7 protein-coding genes are annotated in these 5,580 nt (G+C 29.0%); 3 read left to right on the forward strand and 4 right to left on the reverse strand.

Annotated features, from left to right (window positions below):
- On the forward strand, nucleotides 1-265 hold a 265-nt coding region (locus ACH2BC_RS10885), incomplete at its 5' end, for a T9SS type A sorting domain-containing protein (protein ID WP_395054029.1).
- A gap of 194 nt (nucleotides 266-459) precedes the next feature.
- On the opposite strand, the gene ACH2BC_RS10890 is transcribed toward ACH2BC_RS10885, so the two are convergent.
- The 4 genes from ACH2BC_RS10890 to ACH2BC_RS10905 form a co-directional block, all read right to left on the reverse strand.
- Nucleotides 460-1,842: a rhodanese-related sulfurtransferase gene (locus ACH2BC_RS10890; RefSeq protein WP_395054030.1), complete on the reverse strand. Its 1,383-nt coding sequence runs from the start codon at nucleotides 1,840-1,842 to the stop codon at nucleotides 460-462.
- Nucleotides 1,843-2,024: 182 nt separating this feature from the next.
- Nucleotides 2,025-2,435 (reverse strand): BrxA/BrxB family bacilliredoxin, encoded by a 411-nt coding sequence (locus ACH2BC_RS10895; protein WP_395054031.1) that lies wholly within the window; start codon nucleotides 2,433-2,435, stop codon nucleotides 2,025-2,027.
- Between the two features lie 143 nt (nucleotides 2,436-2,578).
- Complete coding sequence (locus ACH2BC_RS10900) at nucleotides 2,579-3,757, reverse strand: lycopene cyclase family protein (RefSeq protein WP_395054032.1); 1,179 nt, start codon at nucleotides 3,755-3,757, stop codon at nucleotides 2,579-2,581.
- 1 nt (nucleotide 3,758) lies between these two features.
- Nucleotides 3,759-4,502: a transporter gene (locus tag ACH2BC_RS10905; RefSeq protein ID WP_395054033.1), complete on the reverse strand. Its 744-nt coding sequence runs from the start codon at nucleotides 4,500-4,502 to the stop codon at nucleotides 3,759-3,761.
- A gap of 79 nt (nucleotides 4,503-4,581) precedes the next feature.
- Between ACH2BC_RS10905 and ACH2BC_RS10910 the strand changes: the two genes are divergently transcribed.
- Together ACH2BC_RS10910 and ACH2BC_RS10915 are read left to right on the forward strand one after the other, a co-directional pair.
- Entirely contained in the window at nucleotides 4,582-5,229 is a 648-nt protein-coding gene (locus ACH2BC_RS10910; protein ID WP_395054034.1) for a metal-dependent transcriptional regulator, read from the forward strand.
- A gap of 2 nt (nucleotides 5,230-5,231) precedes the next feature.
- The coding region (locus tag ACH2BC_RS10915) for a ZIP family metal transporter (RefSeq protein ID WP_395054035.1) at nucleotides 5,232-5,580 on the forward strand (349 nt) is incomplete at its 3' end.

Raw genomic sequence — 5,580 nt, forward strand, 5'->3', positions numbered from 1 at the left:
CCTTGATGTTCCAGAAGTTATTGCTGATAAAAACTCAATTTCACTGTACCCAAATCCAACCAAAAACACAATTTCAATTCATTTACCAGAAAGTGGCAATTACCAAGTTCAAGATATTTCTATTCTTAATTTACTTGGTCAAAATGTAATTAAAAATGTAAAAAACAATAAAAACATTGATGTAAGTTCTTTACAAAAAGGAATTTATATTGTGAATTTAAAAACTAATAATGGTGATTGGAATAGTAAGTTTGTTAAAGAGTAAAGATTTTAGAATGTAGAATAGCGATTTTAGATTTTTTGTGAAATGGATTAATTTTTTATAACACAGATTTATAGATTTTTTTATTTTTCAAAAATATAGACTTTCAAATTCTTTGAATATGTCTCAAAAAACCGAATAATTTTTAAATAGTTTGTAATAAATTTAATAACATTTAACACATTGAATAAATAGTTTTAAATCATTTCTAAAATCTTATACAACTTATCAGACAATCGAATTCTAAAAGGCAAATTCATGGTAACTTTATCTCCAATAGTTGCTATTTGAGAATCTGTTCCGTTTACTAACATTTTTTCTAAAATAACTTCTTGATTACCAGTTGTTGGTCCAGTTATTAAAATTTTATCACCAATTTTTAATTCACCGTTTTCTATTAAAAATAAGGCAACTTGTGGTTTTGGATAATAATGTTGTCCTTTACCAATAAGTATTTTTTTGGTTTTGATTTTTTGACGAATGTCTTTGTTAGAATTTAACTTTGTCAAAGTTTCAAACTTTGACAAAGATTTTAGGGTGTTCTCATCAGAATTTTTAAAAAGTAATTTATCTGATTTTCCTTTTCTAAAAATCATATTTCCATTTTTAATTCCTTTTCGCAAATTGACTTGATCTACTAGTGACATGTTAATTATATCTCGACATTCAACTGAACAACAATTTTCCATAACTTGCTTACATTGATCACATTGAATAAATAATAAATGACAACCTTCGTTTTCACAATTCGTATGATTGTCGCAAGCTGTTCCGCATTGATGGCATTGTGAAACTATATCTTCTGTAATTCTTTCGCCAAGACGATGATCAAAAACAAAATTCTTACCAATAAATTTACTTTCTAAACCTTCGGCTTTTACTTGACGCGTATATTCTATAATTCCACCTTCTAATTGGTACACATTTTTAAAACCTTTGTTTTTGAAATAGGCAGATGCTTTTTCACATCTAATTCCGCCAGTGCAATACATTAAAAGATTTTTGTCTTCTTTATGACATGAAAGTTGGTTTTCAATAATAGGTAAACTTTCTCTAAAAGTTTCAACATCTGGTGTAATTGCGTTTACAAAATGACCAATTTCACTTTCGTAATGATTTCGCATATCTACAACAATTGTATTCGGATTTTTGAGTAAATCGTTAAATTCCTTAGCTTTTAGATGAGTTCCAATATTAGTTACATCTAATGAATCGTCATTTAGTCCATCGGCAACAATCTTGTCTCGAACTTTTATGGTTAGTTTTAAAAACGAATGATCGTCGTGTTCAACAGCAACATTCAGCCGAATTCCTTTCATAAATTCATACTTTTCAATTGAATCTTTGAAAGCATAAAAATTATCTGCTGGAAGTGAAAGTTGGGCATTTATTCCTTCTGTAGCAACATAAATTCTGCCAAGAACTTCAAGATTGTTCCAAGCTAAAAATAAATTATCACGAAATTCTTTAGGATTTTCAATTTTAGAATACGCATAGAAAGACAGCGTAAGTCGTTGTTTTCCAGAATTATCTATCAATTCTGCTCTTTCTTCTGCGCTTAAGGTGTTGTACAGTTGCATACTATAAACTTTAAGATTAGAAATGTTTGAACTCTAAATGGAAGAATTCTTGGGCAAAGTTAATTTTTTTTATTTAACCACAAAGCACACGAAGTATGCGCTAAGTTCACTAAGTATAAAAAAAAAAGCACTAAATTAATAGTGCTCTTTGTGCCTTCTTTGTGTACTTAGTGGTTAAAAAACTAACAGAATTCTGCGTAAGCATCTTTCAAGTTTTCAGCAATCATTTCTGCTGGTCTTCCTTCAATGTGATGACGTTCTAGCATGTGAACCAATTCGCCATTTTTAAACAAAGCCATACTTGGTGACGATGGTGGAAAAGGAAACATGTGTTGTCTTGCAGCATCAACTGCATCTTTATCAACTCCTGCAAAAACTGTTACTAAATGATCGGGTTTTTTTGCTCCATCCAAACTCATTTTTGCTCCTGGACGAGCATTTCTTGCAGCACAACCACACACAGAGTTTACAACTACAAGTGTTGTTCCTTCTGCTTTTATTGCGTTTTCTACCGCTTCTGAACTATATAAATCTTGAAAACCAGCGTCAGACAATTCTACTCTCATTGGTTTTACCATTTCTTCTGGATACATAATTATTTTTAATTTTGGATTAACGATTTTTAATTTCAGGTGTGTTTGACAACCAAAAATCTAGTGCAAAGGTAATGAGAATTCTTTTTTTGAGAATCATTCTAATCATAAAGATTTGTTATCGTTTTATAGAGAAATCAAAATCAAAAAATTCTTTTAAATAAAGCTCGAATAAAAACAACTTTCGGACATTTCAACATTACTTGTAAATCTTCAATAAAAGTAGTTTCTTCATCAAGAAATTTAAAAATTAAAGTCGGATTTCCTTTTTTGAATAACGAAGAAAATACCTTAGAACCTAACTCATTTCTTCTGTATAAAACATCTAAAAATAATAAATCATAGAACCAAAATTTATCTGCTTTATGAAATTTTCTAAAGTCAGATTTGTTTAAATTTTCTTTGTCTTCCTTAGTGCAGTCGAAGGATTTTTCTAGAAAACGAACTAATTCTCTAGCTTTTTTAGAAGTTTTTTTAAACGTAAAACCCGTACTGGCTTTTGTCCAACCACCAACAGAACCAATATTTATAACATTCTTTGTATTGTGTTTCCAAAATTTATAACTCGTCATTGGAATATTTCCTTGCTCTTTGTCTACAATTTCATAGTCTGAAATTCCTAGTTTTTTTATATAATCTTGAATTTCATTTTCATATTCTTCTTTTAATAATAATTTTTCTGAAAACAATGTATATTCTATCAAAGCTTCGGTAGAAGAAGTTGGAAGTACATACATAAATCTTGTGTTTCCATTTTGTTCTACAGAAAAATCCATAAATGAAACAATATCTTTATTAAAAACTTCTTCTTTAGATTTTATAAACCAACCAATAAAATGCTGCGATAAAAGTGGATATTTCGATTGATTTTCTACAAAATCTGAAGTGTATATTGAATTAAAAATTTTATCACATCTGTAATTTTGATATTCTGTTTTTATTATGCATTGATTTCCTATTTCTTCATGATAAATAACTTTTTGCTTAGCAAACTGAATATTGTCTTGTTTAGAAATTAAATCAAAAATAAAATTATAAAAATCTAAACCACGAATCATGTTGTAATTGTATTGACTCAAATCTAGATTTTGTTTATAATTTTCATTTGCAAAAAGTGCAACATTCCATTTTTTTGAAATTATTTCTTCAAATTTAGATGGTTTGTCATCCCAAAAACACCAAGTTCTATCATTACTTTTTTTAGAATTTTCGTCTAATAATAAAATGGTTTTATCTATAAATTTACCAGACAAAATCATTTCATAAACCGTCATCAAAGCCGATAATCCTGAACCAGTGAAAATATAATTGTAATGTTGCATATTAAATTCTAAATGAAAAACCTACTGCTAAATAATGATCTGGTGCATTTTTAGTAATGCCAATTCCCGAAGACAAATCTAACATAAAATTATTGTTTATCAAATAGGTAATTCCAGCATCGAAATTGTGATTTGCTTTACTTTTTTGAGGTGCAAAACCAAATAATTCTATGTATGTTCCCAATTTATTTGTAATAGAATATCCAGTTGTTAAGGTGTATATAAATGTTGGTTCAGCAGAAAATCCATCCCATTCTGCACCCAAATTATAACTCAAACTCACTTTTTCTGACAAAGTATGTTGCATCACAAATCGAAATTCTGGTGCGTAAAATTCAGTTTTATATTTTGTTGATGCCGCACTTGGTAAACCAATATGCGCAATAATAGAAGTTTTTGGAACAATACCTTTTTCTTCGGCAAGTTTTGCTTTAAAACCAATATATATCGGAAGTAATCCATCTTGTTTTTCGTTAAAGATTTTTTCTAATGTAAACTCAGTAATCAACCGCAATTCGAAATTTTCATTTACACCATATTTCCACAAAACGGTAGGCAAAGTATTGGTTTTACTAAATTCGTCATTTTTTTGAAATGTAAAACCAGTTTCTACTTGAAACATTCCTTTGGGCACAATTGCTGGAGTTTCTGTTTGGTCTGGTCTATCTGCTTGAATGGGTTCAATAGTTTGAGCAAGGATTATTTGTGATATGAATAATAAAATCAGCAGAAAATATTTTTTCATCAGAATAAATTTTTAGACAAAACTAAAAAAATTTTTACTTGTATCAAATTTATTTTTATATTTGTTGATATTTATTTTTATGACCACATCCGAAGAGAATTACCTTAAAGTTATCTATCATTTATCATCTGTTTTGCATAAAGGTGTAAATACGAATGCCATTGCTGGAATGCTAAATACTAAAGCATCATCGGTAACTGATATGTTAAGGAAATTATCTGAAAAAGAATTGGTTTCTTATCAAAAATATCAAGGAGTAACGTTAACAGATAAAGGATTTTACACAGCCAAAATGATTGTAAGAAAACATCGTTTGTGGGAAGTTTTTCTAGTAGATAAATTACATTTTTCTTGGGATGAAGTACACGAAATAGCCGAAGAATTAGAACATATAAAATCAGAAAAATTGATCAATAAATTAGATAGTTTTTTAGGTTTTCCATCATTTGATCCTCATGGCGACCCAATTCCAGATGAAAATGGAATCATTAAAAAAGTGGATAAATTGCTTTTATCAGAAGCAAATATTGGTCACGAATATCAATGCGTAGGTGTAAAAGATTCATCACCATCATTTTTGCAATATTTAGACAAACAAAAAATTTCTTTAGGATCAAAAATTAAAATCATTGAAAAAGAAAATTTTGATGAAACTTTGACTTTACAATTAGAAAAAAATACCATTATAATATCAAATAAAATAGCAACTAATTTATATATAAAATAAATATGTATCAATCAATTATAGATTATTTTTCGAGTATTAGTCCAATTTTAGCAGCGTTTTATGCCACAATGTTTACTTGGTTTGTAACTGCTCTTGGCGCATCGTTCGTGTTTTTCTTTAAAGGAATGAACCGTACAGTTTTTGACGGAATGTTAGGATTTACTGGTGGCGTTATGGTTGCAGCAAGTTTTTGGAGTTTACTTGCGCCATCAATAGAAATGAGTGAAGGCGACGGATTTGTGAAAGTAATCCCAGCCGCAGTTGGGTTTGCACTTGGTGCTTTATTTATTTTCGGATTGGATAAAATTTTGCCTCACTTACATATTAATTTTAAGGAAACCGAAGGTGTAA

It is taken from the genome of Flavobacterium sp. (assembly GCF_043760115.1).
Classification (GTDB): domain Bacteria; phylum Bacteroidota; class Bacteroidia; order Flavobacteriales; family Flavobacteriaceae; genus Flavobacterium.

What these genes read in the sequence shown, in the direction of transcription:
- ACH2BC_RS10890 (WP_395054030.1), bottom strand. Translation starts at nt 1,842, where the DNA reads ATGCAACTGTACAACACCTTAAGCGCAGAAGAAAGAGCAGAATTGATA.
- ACH2BC_RS10895 (WP_395054031.1), bottom strand. Translation starts at nt 2,435, where the DNA reads ATGTATCCAGAAGAAATGGTAAAACCAATGAGAGTAGAATTGTCTGAC.
- ACH2BC_RS10900 (WP_395054032.1), bottom strand. Translation starts at nt 3,757, where the DNA reads ATGCAACATTACAATTATATTTTCACTGGTTCAGGATTATCGGCTTTG.
- ACH2BC_RS10905 (WP_395054033.1), bottom strand. Translation starts at nt 4,502, where the DNA reads ATGAAAAAATATTTTCTGCTGATTTTATTATTCATATCACAAATAATC.
- ACH2BC_RS10910 (WP_395054034.1), top strand. Translation starts at nt 4,582, where the DNA reads ATGACCACATCCGAAGAGAATTACCTTAAAGTTATCTATCATTTATCA.